This window comes from Streptomyces sp. SGAir0957, assembly GCF_043523415.1.
On the sequence record NZ_CP027293.1, the window covers coordinates 2230136 to 2246375 of the forward strand.

Annotated in this window: 15 protein-coding genes; 9 read left to right on the top strand and 6 right to left on the bottom strand. The window is 73.1% G+C overall.

The window, feature by feature from the left end; all coding sequences use genetic code 11:
• Nucleotides 1–3: 3 nt before the first annotated feature.
• Nucleotides 4–2235 carry a germacradienol/geosmin synthase Cyc2 gene (cyc2, locus tag C1N81_RS14945; RefSeq protein WP_394429310.1) on the bottom strand — a complete coding sequence of 744 codons (2232 nt, stop codon included), beginning with the start codon at nt 2233–2235 and terminating at the stop codon, nt 4–6.
• A gap of 201 nt (nt 2236–2436) precedes the next feature.
• Complete coding sequence (locus C1N81_RS14950; RefSeq protein WP_394429311.1) at nt 2437–3297, bottom strand: pentapeptide repeat-containing protein; 861 nt, start codon at nt 3295–3297, stop codon at nt 2437–2439.
• Between the two features lie 100 nt (nt 3298–3397).
• Here C1N81_RS14950 and C1N81_RS14955 point away from each other — a divergent pair, with 100 nt between their 5' ends.
• A complete protein-coding gene (locus C1N81_RS14955; protein ID WP_394429312.1) occupies nt 3398–4183 on the top strand; it encodes an alpha/beta fold hydrolase in 786 nt (261 codons plus the stop codon).
• A gap of 96 nt (nt 4184–4279) precedes the next feature.
• On the opposite strand, the gene msrB is transcribed toward C1N81_RS14955, so the two are convergent.
• The 4 genes from msrB to C1N81_RS14975 all read right to left on the bottom strand — a co-directional run bounded on the left by msrB (nt 4280) and on the right by C1N81_RS14975 (nt 7695).
• Nucleotides 4280–4687 carry a peptide-methionine (R)-S-oxide reductase MsrB gene (gene msrB, locus C1N81_RS14960; protein WP_394429313.1) on the bottom strand — a complete coding sequence of 136 codons (408 nt, stop codon included), beginning with the start codon at nt 4685–4687 and terminating at the stop codon, nt 4280–4282.
• A 14-nt stretch (nt 4688–4701) separates the two neighbouring features.
• Nucleotides 4702–6108 carry a UDP-N-acetylmuramate--L-alanine ligase gene (gene murC, locus C1N81_RS14965; RefSeq protein WP_394429314.1) on the bottom strand — a complete coding sequence of 469 codons (1407 nt, stop codon included), beginning with the start codon at nt 6106–6108 and terminating at the stop codon, nt 4702–4704.
• 143 nt (nt 6109–6251) lie between these two features.
• Nucleotides 6252–6731 (bottom strand): indole-3-glycerol phosphate synthase, encoded by a 480-nt coding sequence (locus C1N81_RS14970; protein WP_394429315.1) that lies wholly within the window; start codon nt 6729–6731, stop codon nt 6252–6254.
• Nucleotides 6732–6864: 133 nt separating this feature from the next.
• A complete protein-coding gene (locus C1N81_RS14975; RefSeq protein WP_394429316.1) occupies nt 6865–7695 on the bottom strand; it encodes a pyrimidine reductase family protein in 831 nt (276 codons plus the stop codon).
• A 37-nt stretch (nt 7696–7732) separates the two neighbouring features.
• On the opposite strand from C1N81_RS14975, the gene zapE reads away from it, so the two are divergent.
• From zapE to C1N81_RS15015, 8 genes are all read left to right on the top strand, one after another.
• Entirely contained in the window at nt 7733–8851 is a 1119-nt protein-coding gene (gene zapE, locus C1N81_RS14980) for a cell division protein ZapE (protein ID WP_394429317.1), read from the top strand.
• A 129-nt stretch (nt 8852–8980) separates the two neighbouring features.
• Complete coding sequence (locus tag C1N81_RS14985; protein WP_394429318.1) at nt 8981–10357, top strand: alkaline phosphatase PhoX; 1377 nt, start codon at nt 8981–8983, stop codon at nt 10355–10357.
• 136 nt (nt 10358–10493) lie between these two features.
• Nucleotides 10494–11369 (top strand): TroA family protein, encoded by an 876-nt coding sequence (locus C1N81_RS14990; protein WP_394429319.1) that lies wholly within the window; start codon nt 10494–10496, stop codon nt 11367–11369.
• A 158-nt stretch (nt 11370–11527) separates the two neighbouring features.
• Nucleotides 11528–12421, top strand: coding sequence for a polysaccharide deacetylase family protein (locus C1N81_RS14995; RefSeq protein WP_394437962.1), 894 nt, complete (start codon nt 11528–11530; stop codon nt 12419–12421).
• A gap of 15 nt (nt 12422–12436) precedes the next feature.
• Nucleotides 12437–12580 (top strand): hypothetical protein, encoded by a 144-nt coding sequence (locus tag C1N81_RS15000; protein ID WP_394429320.1) that lies wholly within the window; start codon nt 12437–12439, stop codon nt 12578–12580.
• A 48-nt stretch (nt 12581–12628) separates the two neighbouring features.
• Nucleotides 12629–13393, top strand: coding sequence for a peptidyl-tRNA hydrolase (locus tag C1N81_RS15005; RefSeq protein WP_394429321.1), 765 nt, complete (start codon nt 12629–12631; stop codon nt 13391–13393).
• Between the two features lie 612 nt (nt 13394–14005).
• Nucleotides 14006–15319 (top strand): DUF692 domain-containing protein, encoded by a 1314-nt coding sequence (locus tag C1N81_RS15010; RefSeq protein ID WP_394429322.1) that lies wholly within the window; start codon nt 14006–14008, stop codon nt 15317–15319.
• A gap of 128 nt (nt 15320–15447) precedes the next feature.
• The gene (locus C1N81_RS15015) at nt 15448–16188 is read left to right on the top strand and encodes a DUF4142 domain-containing protein (RefSeq protein ID WP_394429323.1); all 741 of its coding nucleotides are present in this window, start codon (nt 15448–15450) and stop codon (nt 16186–16188) included.
• Nucleotides 16189–16240: the final 52 nt, after the last annotated feature.

Consider the following 16240-nt stretch of genomic DNA (forward strand, 5'->3'; position numbering starts at 1 on the left):
GACTCATAAGATGCCGGGCACATCGGTCAGGTTGCCTGAAGGCCGCATTCCGGACGCGGAGGTTGTGCGCCGCCCCGGAAGGGCGGGGATCCGGTCCGGCACGAAGCCGTGGGCGCGCCGCGCGAGATGTCCGGCCTTGTAACGGTCCACGTGGCGGTGCCAGTTGAGGATGCCCGCCATCCAGTTGCGCAGCTGCCCGACATAGCCGTCGAGCAGCGCGCGGGCCTCGTCGGAGAGCTTGAAGTCGTCGTACAGGACCGGGAGTTCGTGGCCCACGATGTGCTGGAACTGGCGCATGCGCTGCGTCATCAAATCGTGCACGATGCCGAGCGCCGTCGGGTAGTCGGTGCCGAAGAAGTTCTGGACGACGAGGATCCCGTTGTGGATCTCGCCCTCGTACTCGATCTCCTTCTGGTACGAGAACACGTCGTTGACCAGCATTCCGTAGTCGACGGCCGCGTTCTCCAGGGCCCGTACGGGGCCCGAGCGGTACACCTCGGGCGGCACGGCGGGGCCGTGGCCCGCGCGGCACATGCTGAGGGTGAGGTCGGAGCCGAAGGTGGCGCGGCGCATCTCCAGGTAGTCGACGGGGTCGGGGACGCGCTCCTGCGCCTGGTTGAGCACCTCCCACACCCAGCCCTCCGTCATGGCGTCGACCGCCGCTTTGAGCCCGGTCCGCTGCTCCGGCGTCATCGAGGCGGTCGTGCGCGCCCACAGGTCGGTGAGGCCGCGCTCCATGGCGTTGGCGGGTTCGAGCGCGGGCTCGCCCGCCACGGGCATGCACGCCGAGAGGCGTTCGGCGCACAGCCCGGCGGCGGCGAGGTCGCGCCGCTGCCCGAAGACGAGCGGGTAGTAGTCGTCCCCGTACGTGCCCCAGGCGAGCCACTGCGCGCTGAGGTCGAGCGCCTCCGGGGTGCCGTCCGGGTCGAGCCCCGCCGAGCAGAGGGCGAGGTCGGCGGCGGCGAGCTTGTCCTCGTCCCAGACGCCCTCGCCGAGGATGCCCATGCCGCGCACCCACTGGGCGAGGTGCACGCGCGCGTGGTCGAGCGCAGGGTTGAGCCGCACCTCGTACGGCATGAGGAACTCGGGCAGCCGCGAGGGGCCCACCTTCTGGAACGGGACGTGCGTGTACGCCCGCAGCCGCTCGGCCCCGGCGGACGCGAGCAGGGCGCGGATGTCGGCGGAGGCGGTGCCGGGGCCGGTCGGGCCGCGCAGCGGTGAGGGCTCCTCGACGGCGCCCTCGTTCATGTAGCGGCTGGAGCGCAGGTGCCACTCGTGTCCGCCGGACTGCCAGTCCTGCAGCCCGCGCGCGTACGCGGCGACGGCCGCGACCTGGTCGGGGGCGAGCCCCTCGGCCAGGCAGAGCGCGGGCACCTCGGTGAGCGCGGTGTGTTCGAACTGCTGCATGCGCGAGGTCAGCACGTCGTTGACGGCCTCCGCCGCCTCCTGCGTCGTGCAGCCGAAGAACGTCTCCAGGACGAGGACGCCATTGCTGAGTTCGCCCTCGTCGCGGACCTCGCGCTCGTAGGAGAAGAGGTCGTTGCGCAGGTGCACGGCGTCGGAGAACGTCTCCTTCAGGACGCGCAGCGGGCGGGACGCGGCGACCGCCGCCGGGATCTCCGCGGTCGCGTACTCCACGAGCCCGGCCGACCAGGGGGCGCCGCCGACCTTGCGGCGCATCTCGATGTACTCGACGGGGTTGGAGACGCGGCCCTCGTTGATGTTCGAGAGCTCCCACATCGACTCGTTGAGCAGGTGCTCGGTCGCCTCGGCGAAGCGGCGGCGCCAGCCCGGGGACATGGCGGGCACGGTGCGCCGCCACAGGTCCGCGAGGCCCGCCTCGACGGGGTTCTCCGGTTCCGGCACCGCGGCGAAGACGTCCATCGGCATGAACAGCGGCAGCCGCTCCAGGTGGGCCTTGCCGCCCTCCCGGTCACCCGTGCGCTTGAACAGGTCGAGAAAGTGGTCGTCGAAGAAGAAGACCCACACGTACCAGTCGGTGATCAGGGAGAGCGCGGGGCCGTCGCAGTCGGGGTGCGTGTACGCGCACAGCAGCCCGTAGTCGTGCGCGTCGAGGTCGCTCCGCTCCCACACGCCGCTCCCCTCCAGCATCCCCATCGCGCGGGCCCACTCGGCGGAGTGCGCGCGTGCCTCGTCGAGGTGGGGGTTGAGGCGCGCCTCGTACGGCATGTAGAAGCGCGGCAGGTGGAACGGCTGCGTGGACTGCTCTGTCATGGGCGCGGCCCTACCCGCCTGATCCCGGCCCATCCGCGGAGAGCCGGATGATCGCTCCATCGCGTGAACGAGGAGTGGGCGGGGGTACGGCGGGGAAGCGGCCGGTTTTTCTTCCCGGCTCGAATCTTCTTCCCAGGTCTCTGCGACCTCTCTCCGGGTCTACGCGGTCTCTCTCCGGGTCTGCGCGGTCTCTCTCCGGATCTACGAGGTCCAGTGCGCGGGGCGGGTCAGACCCGGCGGCAGCTTGGTGGCGGCGTCGCCGTGGGCCGCGTTCACCTGGGCCTGCGTGAGGAAGACGGCGCCGGTGAGGTCGGCGCCCACGAGCCGGGTGTCCCGCAGGTCCGCGCCGAGCAGGTCGGCGAAGCGCAGGTCGGCGCCGGTCAGGTCGGCGGCTATGAGGAGAGCGCCGCGCAGGGTGGCGCCCCGCAGGTCGGCGGAGCGCAGGCGGGCCCCGACGAGGTCCGCGCCGCGGTGGTTCTTCTTGCGGCCCGGCACTTGGGCGCGCACCAGTTCGCTCGCCTTGAGCAGCAGGGAGTCCACGTCGCCGCGGATCGCGGGCACGTCGGCGGCGAGCAGTTCCTCGGCGCCCGCGCGCGTGAGGCGCTCGATGGTGTCGTGGGCGCGCCGGGCGTCGCGGTGCACGGACTTGGCACGGCCCAGGCGGCTGATCTCGTCGAGGTACCAGAGCAGTTCGTGCAGCTGCCGCATGACGGGGAACGTCTCGTACATGGCCCGCGCGCTCTCCGGCCGCTCCCGCCAGCTGACGCCCTCGAACGTGACCTGCGAGACCTTCTGCCCCGCGCCGAAGCAGTCGAAGACCGTGCACCCCTGGTAGCCCTCGTCGCGCAGCCGCGCGTGGATGCCGCAGCCGAAGTCGTCCCGGAGGTGGTGGCAGGGGCTGCCCGCGCTCTTGTTCCGCGCGAAGTCCTGTGACTTGGCGAACGGGAGCGCGACACAGCACAGGCCGAAACAGTCGCCGCAGTCGGCGCGCAGGTCCGGGCGGCCGGGCGCGGGGCGGGCGTTGCCTGAAGGGGGAACAGAGGAGGTTTCGGCGGAGGTCACGCGCCCTATTGTCGCCGATCGCGCCGACACGCCCCCTTGTGGGCGGGGCGGGGCCGCGCCACCGTGGAGCGATCCACCCGCCACATCCCCGGGAGTCGACGTGGCCTCCACCTATCTCCTTCCCCATGAGTTGCACGGAGACGGTCCGCACAAGGTGTTCGCGGTGCACGGCTGGTTCGCCGACCGTTCCGCGTGGGCGCCGATCCTGCCCGACCTGGACCGGGTCTCCTTCGAGTACGCGCTGGTGGACCTGCGCGGCTACGGGGAGGCGAAGGACACCCCGGGGGCGTACACGACGGCCGAGGGCGCGGGCGACCTGCTCGCGCTCGCGGACCGGCTCGGCTGGGAGCGGTTCTCGCTGATCGGGCATTCGATGGGGGCGAGTGTGGCGCAGCGGGTCGTGGCGGCGACGCGCGCGCGTGTGCGGCGCATCGCGGGCGTCTCGCCCGTCCCCGCGTCGGGTCTGGCGCTGCCGCCGCAGCGATGGGAGCTGTTCGCGACGGCGGACAACGAACCGGCGCACCGCCGCACCATCATCGACCTCACCACGGGCGGCGTCCGCCCCGCCGCCTGGCTGGACCGGATGACGGCGCGGTCCGTGGCCCGCAGCGACGCCAAGGCGTTCCGCGCCTGGCTCGACTCATGGACCCACGACGACTTCCACCACGACCTGGAGGACTGCCCGACCCCGGCCCTGGCGGTCACCGGCCAGCTCGACCCGTCCCTCCCCGCGGAACTGATCCGCGCGACCTGGCTCCACTACTTCACCCGCGGCGAACTCGTCGACCTGCCGGTCTGCGGCCACTACGCGATGGACGAGGCTCCGCTGGCGCTGATACGGGTGGTGGAGGATTTCCTGCGGGCGGATCGGGCGGGGCGGGGCTGACGTGCGGGACGGGGCGGCGTCAGGGACGCCGCCCCGTCCAAGGCGGTGCGGCACCGGTGGCCGACCGTTTCGGCGCAGCCCCGGTGGCTAACCGTTTCAGCTCTCGACCGGCTCCAGCCGCAGCGACACCGAGTTGATGCAGTACCGCTGGTCCGTCGGGGTCGGGTAGCCCTCGCCCTCGAAGACGTGGCCCAGGTGGGAGCCGCAGCGGGCGCAGCGGACCTCGGTGCGGACCATGCCGTGGGAGCGGTCCTCGATCAGTTCGACGGCGGCGGAGTCCTTCGGGTCGTAGAAGGAGGGCCAGCCGCAGTGGGACTCGAACTTCTCGGTCGAGGTGAACAGCTCGGCGCCGCAGGCCCGGCAGCCGTAGACGCCCTTCGTCTTGGTGTCCGTGTACTCACCGGTGAAGGCGGGCTCGGTGCCGGCCTGGCGCAGTACCGCGTACTCCGCCGGGCTCAGCTCCGCGCGCCACTGCTCGTCCGGCTTCTCGACGTCGTACGACATGGAGACACTTCCCTTCAGCGCTGTGCGAGGTGGTCCAGGATGCGCGGGCCGAGGTCGGTGACGTCGCCCGCTCCCATGGTGAGAACGAGATCGCCGGGCTTCGCCATTCCCGCCACGGCCGCGACGGCCTCGTCCTTGTCCGCGGCTTGCCGGACGTCCGCGCCCGCCGTGCGCGCGGCGTCGACGATCAGGGCGCTGGTGACGCCGGGGATCGGGTCCTCGCGGGCCGGGTAGATGTCCAGGACGACGGAGGCGTCCGCCAGGGCGAGGGCCTCGCCCATCTCCTTGCCGAGCTCCTGGGTGCGGGAGAACAGGTGGGGCTGGAAGAGGACGAGGAGGCGGGCGTCGGACGCGGCGCCACGCATGGCCTCCAGGTCGGCCGTCATCTCGGTGGGGTGGTGGGCGTAGGAGTCGATGACCTGGACGCCGCCTGCCTCGCCCTTGAGCTGGAGGCGGCGCTTGACGCCGGTGTAGGACTTCAGGGCGGCGGCCAGGTTCCGGCTCGGGATGCCGAGCGCGACGCCCGCGGCGAGGGCGGCGACCGCGTTGTGCGCGTAGTGGCGGCCGGGGACGGAGACGGTGAAGGTGAGCAGCTTGCCGTCGAGGAGGACGGTGACCTCGCTGGTCAGACCGCGCGGCGTGACCTTGTGGATGCGGATGTCCGCCGACTCGGACTCGCCGTAGGTGACGACCTTGAGCGACGTGGTGTCGCGGATGCGGCGGGTCAGTTCGACGGCGCCGGGGTGGTCGGCGGCGATGACGAGGGTGCCGCCGGGGACGATCTTCGAGGTGAAGATCTCGAAGGAGTCGTAGATCTCGTCCATCGACGCGTAGTTCGCGTGGTGGTCGAGTTCGACGTTGAGGATGATCGCGACTTCCGGCGTGTACTTGTGGAAGCTGCGGTCCGACTCGTCGGCCTCGGCGACGAAGATGTCGCCCTCACCGTGCAGCGCGTTCGAGCCGGGGGCGTCGAGGTCGCCGCCGATCGCGTAGGACGGGTCGAGGCCGATCGAGGACAGCGCCACGGCCAGCATCGACGTCGTGGTCGTCTTGCCGTGGGTGCCCGCCACCGCGATCGGGCGCAGGCCGTCCATGAGGGAGGCGAGCGCGTCGGAGCGGTGCACGACGGGGATGGAGAGCTCGGCGGCGCGCGCCAGCTCCGGGTTGTCCTCGCGGATCGCGGAGGAGACGACGACGCAGGTGGCGTCGGACGCGAGGTGCGCGGCGTCGTGCCCGATGTGGACCGTGACGCCGAGCGCGCGCAGCGCCTGCGCCGTCGCGGACTCGCGCGCGTCGCTGCCCGCGACCTTGGCGCCGCGCTGGGCGAGGATCTTGGCGATGCCCGACATGCCGGCCCCACCGATGCCGATGAAGTGCGGTCGGTCCATGGCGGCGGTGGACGTGGGCAGGCCGGGTGCCATACGTGTGTCTCCCCTGGGGTTCCTGAGTGCTGCGTGACCCGATCCGTAGACGAAGTGACTACGAATCGGGCCAAGCCTATTGCCTCGGCCCGCCCCGTCCCTCATCCGAGCCCGGCGTCACGCCCGGCACCGCGCCCCGAGCCCTACGCCTCACGCTTGCTGTACGAGAACAGCTTCAGCACCGGCACCCCCACCTTGTGCCGCGCCCGCGAGGCCCAGTCGCGGTGGAAGAACTCCTCGACATAGTGCGGGTCGGTCAGGACGATCACCTCGTCGGCCTTGACCTCGTCGACGCGTGCCTTGAGCGCGTCGAGCGGGTGGTCCTCGATCAGCCGCCCCTCGGCGGCGCAGCCGGCCTGGTGCAGCGCGGTGAGGGAGACGCTCAGCGCCTGCTCGCCGGGGGCCTTGGCCGCGTCGCCCTCGGGCACCTCGTCCTCCCGGGCCGCCTCGTCCAGCTCTCCCATCGCTACGTCGTCGATGGCCCGCAGCAGGCGGTCCGCCTGGTCGCCGCGGGGCTGGAGCAGCACATGGAAAGAGACTTCCTCGTCGCCGTGCAAAGTGGTGACGAACTCCACGTCGGCGGACGTCAGGGCCTTCTCGATCATCAATACGCTCGTGAACACGACGGGCGCCCTTCTTCTCCTGCCGCGGGCCGTCCTGCGACCGGCCCTGGGGGACATGCGGAAACCATCCTGCCCCGTGGCCGCACGGGGGCTGCGAGTTTTAGTGTGCCCAGTGGAGGCAAAACGGAACGAGTCATTCCGCCGTGTGTCGATTCCGTCGGTACCGGGAGAACAGGAATCCGTCCTCCTCCAGGAGAGATGCCAGCTCGAAACGTTCCGGCAGGGCCAGCTCGGGCCCTCCGGCGATCCGCTGGGCGCCGCCCGCCGTGAGCATCGGCGACACCGTGAGGCAGAGCTCGTCGAGCACCCGCGCGGCCACGAACTGCCCGAGCAGCCTGGGCCCGCCCTCGGTGAGCAGCCGGGTCAGGCCCCGCTCGGCGAGCGCCCGCACCGCCCGCTCCGGTTCGGCCCCGGCGCCGTCGCCCGCGACCAGGACCTCGGCCCCGGCCGCGCGCGCCGCCGCCAACCGGTCCGCGGGCGCGGCCGCGCCGGTGATCACGTACGTCGGCACCAGTGGCTCGGTGAAAAGCGGAAGGCCGAAGTCCAGGTCGAGGCTCGCGCTGATGACGGCGATGGCGGGGGCGGGGCCCTGTCCGGCCGCCTTGCGGCGCGTGAGGAACGCGTCACGCGCGCGTGCGGGCCGGTACCCCTCCTGGCGGACCGTCTGGGCGCCGACGACCACGGCGTCCGCGAGACCGCGCAGCGTGCCGAAGATCCGCATGTCGGCGGGGCAGGAGATGGGCTGGGAGCGGCCGTCGTGCTGGGCGGCGCCGTCGAGCGTGGAGACCATGTTGGCGCGCAGCCACACCTCCCCCGCCGCCCGCTCCGGGTAGGCGTAGGCGTCGGCGAGTGCGTCGAGGTCCCGCTCCCGGGCGTCCGCACGGCCGGGCCCGGCGGAACCCGCGCGTCCCTCCCCACCCGCGTGATCTGCTGTTTCGTACGTCACAGGGAACAGGCGTCGCATGACGTGCAGTGTGGCACGGCGATTAGTCTTGGGAGCTGTGTCGTCCTCCTCCGAAGCCGCCGGCGCCCCTCAGCGGGGCATTCCTCCCATAGCCGACGCGGCACCCCCGTCCTTGTGCGCCCGTGAGCCGCATGTTCCCGCGGAGCGCCTGGTCGCCGAGATGGTGCCGCCGCCCCGGTTCAGCTCGGCCCGCTTCGAGACGTACATCCCCGACCCGGACCGGCCGAGCCAGACCGAGGCCGTCCAGGTGCTCAGCGCGTTCGCCGCCGGGCTCGGCGGCGGGCAGGGCGCGGGCGGCGGCAGGAAGCGCGGCCTGTTCGGCTTCGGCAAGAAGGCGGCCGCCGCTCCGGCGGGGCCGCGCGGCGTCTACCTCGACGGCGGGTACGGCGTCGGCAAGACCCACCTCCTGGCCTCCTTGTGGCACGCCACCGCGGCCGCGCCCGAGCAGAAGGCGTTCGGCACCTTCGTCGAGCTGACCAACCTGGTCGGCGCCCTCGGCTTCCAGCAGACCGTGCGCACCCTGAGCGGGCACCGGCTGCTCTGCATCGACGAGTTCGAGCTCGACGACCCGGGCGACACCGTCCTCGTCTCCACCCTGCTCGGCAAGCTGGTCGACGCGGGGGTCGCGCTCGCCGCCACCTCGAACACGCTGCCCGGCAAGCTCGGCGAGGGCCGGTTCGCCGCCGCCGACTTCCTGCGCGAGATCCAGGGCCTGTCCGCGCATTTCCGGCCGCTGCGCATCGACGGCGAGGACTACCGCCACCGCGGGCTGCCCGAGGCCCCGGCGCCGTTCTCCGAGGAGCAGGTCACGAAGGCCGCGTACGCCACCGGGGGCGCGACGCTCGACGCGTTCCCGCAGCTCCTGGAGCATCTGGCGCGGGTGCACCCCAGCCGGTACGGCGCGCTGACGGACGATCTGAAGGCGGTCTGCCTCACCGACGTCTCCCCCGTCCCCGACCAGTCGACGGCGCTGCGGCTCGTGGTGCTCGCCGACCGGCTCTACGACCGGGAGATACCGGTGCTCGCCTCCGGTCAGCCGTTCGACCGCCTGTTCAGCGAGGACATGCTGAACGGCGGCTACCGGAAGAAGTACTTCCGGGCGATCTCCCGGCTCACCGCGCTGGCACGGGATGCGAAGGGGCTCGTTCCGCGGTAGGCGTACGCGGGTAGTACGCAGTGGGCGTGCACGGGGAGTAAACGGTGATACGCGCGTAGTTCCCGCGCCGCCGCCTGCGTGATAAACACGCCGGGTCACGGTTCCTGTCCGCCAGCAGGAGGTTGCCCCATGTCCGAGACACGACTGTCCGCAACACGACGCCACGTCCTCGCCCGTACCGGCGCGCTGGGCGTGGGTATCGCCTTCGCCGGGTCCCTCTCCGAACTGTTCGCCGGATCGGCCGCCGCCCACGGACGCGCGGGCTACGGCCCGCTGGTGCCCGATCCGGACGGCTTCCTCGACCTGCCGAAAGGTTTCCGCTACCGGGTCCTCTCCCGCGAGGGCGACCCGCTCCGCTCCGGCGAGGGCCGGGTCCCCAGCAACCACGACGGCATGGCCGCCTTCGCCGGCAGACACGGCCGCGTCCACCTCGTGCGCAATCACGAGAACCGGGTCACCGGCAAGATCGGCGTACCGACCGTCGACGGGCTCACCTACGACCCGATGGGCAAGGGCGGCTGTACGGCGCTCGCGCTCGACCGGCACAACAACGTGCTGTCCGAACGGGTCGCCGTCGCCGGTACGGCCGTGAACTGCGCGGGCGGCCCCACCCCCTGGGGCACCTGGCTGACCTGCGAGGAGACCGAGGACAGGGCCGGCACCAACGGCTACACCAAGGACCACGGCTTCATCTTCGAGGTCGACCCCGTGGACCCGCACCGCTCGGGCGCCGTCCCGCTCACCGCGATGGGCCGCTTCCAGCACGAGGCGATCGCCGTCGACCCGAAGCGCGGTGTCGTGTACGAGACCGAGGACGCGTTCGACAAACCGTTCGGCCTCTTCTACCGCTTCCTGCCCGAGCGGCCGCACGGCGGGCTCGGCTCGCTCCGCGCGGGCGGCCGGCTGCAGGCCATGCGGGTGCCGGGGGTGCCCGACCTGTCGGCGATCCAAGAGACCGGGGCGAGCTTCAAGGGCATCGAGTGGGTCGACGTACCGGACCCGCTGGCCGCCACCACCCCCATCCGCAACCAGGACTTCGGCCCCAAGGGCATCACCCACGCCCAGAAGCTGGAGGGCTGCTATTGGGGCGGCACCTGCGTGTACTTCGTGTCGTCCTACGCCAGGAGCCGGGAGGGGTCCGCCGCCGACCACTTCGGGCAGATCTGGCGCTACGACCCGGCCGCGCGCCGCCTCACCCTGGTCATCGTCTTCGGCCCGGACACCGACGTGCAGTTGCCCGGCGAGGAACCCGACAACATCTGCCTCGCGCCCAGCGGCGGCCTCATGGTCTGCGAGGACGGCGAGGGCGCGCAGCACGTCTTCGGCGTGACGCGCAAGGGCGAGGTCTACGCGATGGCGCGCGGGCGCCAGAACATCGGGACGGCGCAGGCCCCCGCGTGGGGCGAGTTCGCCGGGGTCACGTTCGCGCCGGACGGGGCCACGATGTACGTCAACTGCTACACGCCGGGCACGACGTTCGCCGTGACGGGCCCGTGGCACAAGTGACGCGGGGGACCCGCCCGGAGGATTGATCAGGGGCCCGCACAGGGGTGCCGCCCGTCCCCGGTCAGGAGAGGCTTTCTTGCCACCCTGACCGGTTTCGGGCGGCGTGGCGCGCGAAGGCCCTGGGCAAGGTCCCAGCATGAACGAACGACCGATCACCGCATGGGAGTTCACCGACGACCGGGGGCACGTCGCCGTGGCGCCAGAAGCGCCGGAACGTGTCGTCGCGTACATACAGGCCGGCGCGAGCCTGTGGGACCTGGGGATACGCCCGGTGGGCGTCTTCGGCTCCCACCACGACGGGGACGGACCGGACCGCGCCAAGTCCGGCAGCCTGCCGCTCCACGAGGTCGCGTACCTGGGCGCGGGGGCCGGACTCGGCCTCGACGACGTGCTCGCGGTACGGCCGGACCTCGTCGTCGCGCTGACATACGGCGGCGGGCAGGTGTACGGGATCGAACCGGACGTCGCGAAACACCTGGAGGAACACGTCCCGCTCGCCGTGCTCGACGTGGGACAGGGCCGCGGCCTCGGCGCCGTACGGCAGCGGTTCGCGGAGCTCGGCCGCTCGCTCCAGGTGGCGGAGGGCGCCGTGGCGTACGAGGAACTGGCGCAGGCCGAGCGGGAGTTGACGCTCGCGGCGCGGGACGCCGGGCCTGTCGGAGTCCTCGCCCTCTCCCCCGCGGGGCCGGACGGCGTGCACCTCGCGCGGCCCGGCAAGTGGCCGGACCTGAGCGCGCTGACGGGCCTCGGGGTGCACACCGTGGAGCCGCCCGAGGGGCCCGGGGCCAACTGGCACACGGGCTCCTGGGCCGACGCCGCGGAACTGGCGCCGGACGTGATCCTCGTCGACGCCCGCGCCAACGCGGCACCGCGCGAGGAGTACGCGGGGGACGCGCACTGGGCGGCGATGACGGAGCGGGCCAGGGTGCTGCCGTGGAACCCCGAGATCGCGGCCAGCGCGGCGGCGCACACGGCGTTCTTCGAGCAGGTGGCCCGCGCGCTGCGGGGTTGAGCCGTTCGGGCGTGGTCGCGCGGCGGGGCGGGCGGACCGTCGCAGATGTGCCCGATTAGTACGTTTATCGGCGTTACCGTCGCCGGGTGATCAGCACCCCCCGACCTACCGCACCGCGCCACACCGCACTGCGCCGCACGGTACTGAGCCGCACCGCGCTGGGCCGCACAGCACTGCGCCGCACCGCGCTGGCCTGTGTCCTCGGCGCCGTCGTCCTGGGTGCCGCCGCCTGCTCGGGCGAGGGCACCGAGGCCCCGCATCCGGCACGCTCGGCCCGGCCCGCCGCGAGCCCGTCGCACCCGGAGCCGCACACAGCGACGCCCACCTCCGCGCCCACCTCCGCGCCCACCCTCGCCCCCGGCCCGGCGGGCCTGACCCGGGTCTTCGCGAGCGCGGCCCGCCCCGGGCGGCGCACCGTCGCGCTCACCTTCGACGCCGACATGACCGCGGACCAGGGCACCCGCGCCGCCGCCGGGGAGCACTTCGACAACCCGCGCCTCATCGCCGCGCTGCGGGCGCTGCGCGTCCCCGCGACCGTCTTCATGACGGGCCGCTGGGCCGAGCAGTACCCGGCGCAGGCCAAGGACATCGGCGGCGACCCGCTCTTCGAGGTCGCCAACCACTCGTACAGCCACTACGCCTTCACCGCTGACTGCTACGGGCTGCCGAGGGTGCCCGCCGGGCGGATGCGCGCGGACGTGGAACGGGCCTTCGCCGCGTTCCGCGCGGCGGGCGTCGGGCACGTCGTGCCGTACTTCCGCTTCCCCGGCGGCTGTTACGACCGCGCGGCACTGCGCGCCCTGGCCCCCGCCGGGGTCACCGCCGTGCAGTGGGACGTGGTGAGCGGCGACGCGTTCGCGACGAACGCGGGGGCGGTGGAGCGGCAGGTGCTCGACGGGGTGCGGCCCGGTTCGGTCGTCGTCCTGCACTGCACGCGCAGCGCGGCGCCGACGACGGAGCGGGTGGTGCGGTCCGTGGTCCCGGCGCTGCGGGCGAAGGGCTACCGCTTCGTGCGCGTCTCCGAACTGCTCGGGGCGGACCGAAAGGCGTGACCGTACGCTGACGTCATGGAGAAGCCCCCCGAGAACGCCGCGGTCGCCGAGTGCGTGCTGTGCCGGGAACCCACCGAGTACCCGGAGTCGACCAAGGGGGCGACGCTCTGCCCCGCCTGTGAATGGCAGGAGGCCCAGCGCACGGCCTGCTCCGGCTAGCGCTGTATCGGGACGGGAGGCGTCCCGGGCTGCTGGCAGACTGGAGGGGTGAGCAGCGAAGACACCACCACCACCGCCCCCTCCGGCCCCTCGGACAGCCCGTTCCGCGACGAGCGCACCGCGCGTGACGAGGCGCCGCAGTTCGTGCTGCCGCTCGTCGTCCGTATCGAGCGGGCGGCGCCCCCGGCCCGTACGGACGCCCTGGAGACGGCGGCGCGTGCCGTGCTGACGATCCTGTCCGACGAGCGCGCGCTCGGCGACGGCGAGTGGGCGGCGGCGATGCGGGACTGGCAGGACGCGCGGATCCGCAAGGTGGTGCGGCGGGCACGGGGCGCCGAGTGGCGCCGCGCGGAAGCGCTCGACGGCATCACCGTCACCGGTCACGGCGGCGCCGAGGTGCGGGTCTTCCCGCCGGTCCCGCTAGACGGCTGGCCCAAGGACCTGGCCAGGTTGCAGGTTTCCGGCACGGATCTCGACGACCCGGAGCCGCCGTCCGCCCCGGACCCCGCCGCCCCGGTGCTGTGGCTCAACCCCGACCTGGACATGACGGCGGGCAAGGCCATGGCGCAGGCCGGGCACGGCGCCCAGCTGGCCTGGTGGGAGCTGTCGGAGGCGCAGCGCAAGGAGTGGCGCGAGGCGGGCTTCCCGCTGTCGGTGCGGCCGGCGGACCCGGCCCGCTGGCCCTCGCTGACCCGCGCGGGGCTCCCCGTGGTGCGGGACGCCGGGTTCACGGAGATCGCCCCGGGGTCGTGCACGGTGGTGGCGGAGGGCGCCCGGGACGGCGGCCTGCTGTCGGGGCTCGGCCGCCACTGAACCGGCGGGGTCCGGTCGGGCCCCGTTCAACGACCTCTGTCACCCCCGTCGTCACCGCTCCACCTGCTGGCGGACGGGGCCGCACGAGCGTCGGAAGCGGCGTCGAAAGAGACAGGTTCGTGCTCTGGCCAGTGACCGTGCGGCGGCCTAGCATCGGAGCGTTCGGGCTTTCACAGACGGACGGTCCGGCTCCGGCACCGACCGGAACCGTCACACTCCCCCGAGACCCCGGGACCGCACCGCGCACAGCGCCACAGGCGGCCGGGACGTTCTCGCCGACGCACGCCCCGGCCCCCGCCCTCCCGACATCCGGGGCGAACTCCCGCACGCCGCCGGGCCGATGAGGGCGATGAGCACGCGAACCGCGCCGGGGGAGACGCGTCCTCGCGTGCTCACGGGCCGCCGCCGATGCCGGCACAGCCGCCGGCGGCGGCCGCTCCCTTTTCCATCGCGCCTCTTCCGTCGTACGCGGACGCCGCCATACGCACCCTCAGTCGTCCGCAACCTCAAATGTTGCTCTGAACGAGCCCCCTCCAGGGTTCGCCCGGCCCGTCGCGGGCGAGGACACCAGCACGCGGCAGCGCACGGGCACGGCACAGGAGGGGGACTGCCATGCAGCGACTGACACGGCTGGGGACGGGGATCGGCTGGCGGCCGGAGATCGCCGACATCGTCGAGGCCATGCCCGGCATCGACTGGGTGGAGGCCGTCGCGGAGAACGTCTGCCCCGGCCATCTGCCCGACTCGCTCACGCGGCTTCGCGCGCGCGGGGTCACCGTCGTCCCGCACGGCGTCTCGCTGGGCCTCGGCGGCGCCGAACGCCCGGACGAGCACCGGCTCGCGGACCTCGCCGCCCGCGCGGAGGCGCTCGGCGCACCGCTGGTCACCGAGCACATCGCGTTCGTACGGGCGGGCGGCGAGCGCACGGCGTCGCCGCTGCTCGAAGCCGGGCACCTGCTGCCCGTGCCGCGCACCAAGGACGCGCTCGACGTGCTCTGCGAGAACATCCGCGTCGCGCAGGACGCGCTGCCCGTCCCGCTGGCCGTGGAGAACATCGCGGCGCTGTTCGGCTGGCCGGGCGAGGAGATGTCGGAGGGGCAGTTCCTGTACGAGCTGGTCGAGCGCACCGGCGTACGGCTCCTGATCGACGTGGCGAATCTGTACACCAACTACGTCAACCGCGGTGAGGACCCGGGCCGGGCGCTGGGCGAGATGCCGGTCGAGGCCATCGCGTACGTCCATGTCGCGGGCGGCTTCAAGCGGGACGGCGTCTGGCACGACAGCCACGCCCACCCGGTGCCGCGGGCCGTGCTCGACATCCTCGCCGACCTGGCTTCCCGGGTGGCGCCGCCGGGCGTGCTGCTTGAGCGGGACGAGAACTTCCCCTACGACGAGACGGAGCTGGAGCGGGAGGTGACGAAGATCAGGGAGACGGTGGCCGCCGCCGCGCCGCCCGAGCCGCCCGCCACGCCCGAGCCGTCCGCGCCGCAGGTCGCGCCCGTCGCGGACGGTGTACGCGAGCGGGTCGCGCTCGCTCAGGCCGCGCTGCTCTCCTCCCTCGTGGCGGGCACCCCCGTGCCCGAGGGGTTCGACCGGGCGCGGCTCGCCGTGCAGAGCCGGGCCCTGGCGTCCAAGCGGGCCGACGTCGTCGCCAAGGTGGCGCCGGAGCTGCCGGGCATCCTGGGCCGCCTCGCGTACCGCACCGCGTTCCTGGCGTACGCGCAGGAGCGGCCCATGACGGGCGGGTACCGGCGCGACGCGCTCGACTTCGCCGAGGACCTGCTCCTTGGACAGCGCGTCGAAGAACCGTTCAGGCGGAAGCAGTTGACCGACTGGTGGCTGGAGCGCTCCGGCCCCTCGTCGCTGAAGGGCCGGCCGATGGCGCGGGCGCTGCGCGCCGCCCGGTTCGCGCTGCGCCGGGGCTGAACGCGCGGCGGCGGGGGTGAACGCGCGGCGCCGAAAAGGCTCCGTACCTCAGCTGGCGTAGTCGCCGCCGATCCGCGGCGGCCCGCGCCCACGGCGCACTAGCGTGCGGTGCCGCACCAGGAGGCACCATGCGATCGTTACGCGTCAACGGCACCGCGCTCATCGTCACCGGACTCGTGGCGACCCTCGCCGCGCTCGTCTTCCCCGTCTGGTCCTTCGCCGACCGCTCCGGCACCGGGCTCGACACGCTCGACTCCGGGACGGTGGCGACCAGGTACGGCCCGCTCTCGGCCACCGACCGGCTCTTCGTCACGAAGGTCCGCCTCGCCGGGCTCTGGGAGCTCCCGGCGGGACAGCAGGCCGAGGAGCGGGCGCCGAGCCGGGCCGTGGTGACGGCGGGCCGGCATCTCGTCGAGGGGCACACGTTCCTGGACGCCCGGGTGCGCGAGGTCGCGGCGCGGCTCGGCCTGGAGCTGCCGAACCAGCCGAACCCGCAACAGCGGGGCTGGCTGCGGACGTTGACCGCGGCGAAGGGCGACGACTACCAGCGGAAGTTCGCCAACATCCTGCGCCGCGCGCACGGCCGGGTCTTCGCGCTGGTCGCGCAGGTGCGGGCCGCGACCCGCAACGCGCTCGTGCGGGAGCTCGCCGACGACGCCAACACCACCGTCCTGGACCACATCAAGGTCCTGGAGGCGACCGGGCTCGTCGACTTCGACGGGCTCGCCCGCGACGCGGCCACCGCGAGCCCGCCGCCGGCGACCCGCTCCCCCGCCCCGCCGGGGCCCACCCCGTCCCCGCCCGCGGCGACCCCGCTCACGCCGGCGCCGACCCTGACGCTGCCGCCCGCCACGCGCAGGAGCCGTTGATCCGGGGTCGTTGATCCACGGTCGTCGAGCCGACAAAGTATCCCTTTGACCG